Below are 2,109 nucleotides of genomic sequence, written 5' to 3' on the forward strand. Positions count from 1 at the left end.
GGCGCCCGCCGATCGTGAAGCTGCCGGTCAGCGCCGGTTTCGCACCGGCATCGGCGGCGCTGACCGGTGTCTTCGCCACCCTGTCCCAAGCCAGCGGATTGCCGTCGGCATCGCGCACGAACAGCCCGTCATCGGCAGCACCTGGCTCCTGCACGACGAGAACATGGGCATTGGTGTAGCGCAGCAGATACTCGAGATCGACGCGACCCGCCTTGAGCAATTCGTGGATGAGGGCGAACACGAACAGGCCGTCTGTTCCGGGCCGGATGCCGATCCAGTCATCGGCAATGGCATTGTAGCCGGTGCGGCACGGATTGATCGAGACGACCTTGGCGCCGCGCGCCTTGAGCTTGCCGAGACCGATCTTGATCGGGTTGGAATCGTGATCCTCGGCGACACCGAATAGCATGAAATACCGGGTGTTGTCCCAGTCGGGCTCGCCGAACTCCCAGAACGAACCGCCGATCGTATAGAGGCCGCCGGCCGCCATGTTGACCGAACAGAAGCCGCCATGGGCGGCGAAGTTCGGCGTACCGAACTGGCTCGCCCACCAGCCGGTCAGCGACTGCGACTGGTCGCGGCCGGTGAAGAAGGCGAGTTTCCTGGGGTCGGTCCGGCGGATGTTCGACAGCCGTTCCGTAGCGATAGAAAACGCCTCCTCCCACTCGATCTCGCGGAACTCGCCGGAGCCGCGCGGGCCGGCGCGCAGCAATGGCTTCTTCAGCCTTGCCGGGCTGTAATGCTGCATGATGCCGGAGCTGCCCTTGCCGCAGATCACGCCGCGATTGACCGGGTGGTCCTTGTTGCCGTTGATGTAGCGGACCTTGCCATCCTTGATGTGTACATCGATTCCGCAGCGGCAGGCGCACATGTAGCAGGTCGTCTTGGCGATGCTGTCGGAAACGGCAGGCGAGGTGTCGACGCCGTCGCCTTCATCGGGCGCTCGCGTGTCGGCAAGCGGGCGTTGCGATGGTGCCGAATTCGCGCCGCGCGGCGGTCCCTGCATCATGATCCGGTGGCGCCTGTACGGCGCATGGATTTGGCCCGCGTCTTCGGCCCGGGGCCGCGCATATAGTGCTCTTCCGGGTGATAGCGATCGCCGGCCAGCCGCCGCCTTAAGCCGCGGGTCCAATGCGCAAGCAGGGATCTGAGCCGCCCGATCATTCTGCTCTCTGCGATCTTTCGGCGAATTTTTTCTAACTTCGCCGGAAAACTTAGAATAAAGGTATCGATCTGTCTAATCAGTTGTTCTTGTAAATTCGATCGATATTGGTTCTTAATGTGGACATGACCCTGGATCAGTTGCGGATTTTCGTCGCCGTCGCCGAGCGCGGCCACATGACCAAGGCGGCGGAACTGCTGGGCATTTCGCAGTCGGCGGCATCGGCGGCCATCCGGGCGCTTGAAGAACAGCACGGCGTCCACCTGTTCAACCGGGTCGGCCGCAACATCGAGCTTGCCCAGACCGGCCACCGGTTCCTGCCGGAGGCCAAGGCCGTGCTCGAACGGGCCGCCGCCGCCCGCAATGTGCTGGAGCATGTCTCGCAGACCGTCACCGGCAGCCTCTCGATCGCCGCCAGCCAGACCATCGCCAGCTACTGGCTGCCGCGCCGGCTGGCTTCCTTCCATGAAGCCTATCCGGCCGTCAGGCTGAGCGTCTCCATCGGCAACACCAGGCAGGTTGAGGCCAATGTCCTCGATGGCGCGGCGGATCTCGGCCTGGTCGAGGGGCGCACCGAGTCCGACATCCTGCGCCGCACCAAGGTCGACGTCGACAGGCTGATGCTGGTGGTTGCCAGCACGCATCCGGAGATCGCCGAAGTTGCGCCCGGCCACTCCGACATCAAGGACCTGCGCTGGATCATCCGCGAGGGCGGTTCGGGCACACGCGAAGTGCTGGAGGATCTGGCGCGCCACGAAGGCATTTCGCTCGCCGACTTGCAGATTTTTTTGGTGCTGCCGAGCAACGAGGCTATCCGCCAGGCGGTCGAGGCGGGAGCCGGCGCCACCATCATTTCGGAGCTTGTCGTGGCCCGCGCCGTGGCTGAAGGCAGTCTCAGATCCGTGCCGCTCGAATTGCCGAAACGCGACTTCGCCATGATCACCCAT

General features: G+C 64.0%; 3 protein-coding genes. 1 reads left to right on the forward strand and 2 read right to left on the reverse strand.

Features of this window, described 5'->3' with window-relative positions; genetic code table 11:
- Both ENZ74_RS30155 and ENZ74_RS34560 read right to left on the reverse strand, forming a co-directional pair.
- Nucleotides 1-1,009 (reverse strand): molybdopterin-dependent oxidoreductase (locus tag ENZ74_RS30155; RefSeq protein ID WP_164761325.1); only part of this gene is annotated, 1,009 nt, incomplete at its 3' end.
- Nucleotides 1,006-1,338: a hypothetical protein gene (locus ENZ74_RS34560; protein WP_127390035.1), complete on the reverse strand. Its 333-nt coding sequence runs from the start codon at nt 1,336-1,338 to the stop codon at nt 1,006-1,008. The genes ENZ74_RS34560 and ENZ74_RS30155, both read right to left, overlap by 4 nt.
- Here ENZ74_RS34560 and ENZ74_RS30160 point away from each other — a divergent pair.
- Nucleotides 1,288-2,109: LysR substrate-binding domain-containing protein (locus ENZ74_RS30160; RefSeq protein ID WP_127313225.1), on the forward strand; the 822-nt coding region annotated here is incomplete at its 3' end. The genes ENZ74_RS34560 and ENZ74_RS30160 overlap by 51 nt on opposite strands.

This window comes from Mesorhizobium sp. M7A.F.Ca.CA.002.15.2.1 (genome assembly GCF_003998715.1).
Classification (GTDB): domain Bacteria; phylum Pseudomonadota; class Alphaproteobacteria; order Rhizobiales; family Rhizobiaceae; genus Mesorhizobium; species Mesorhizobium ciceri.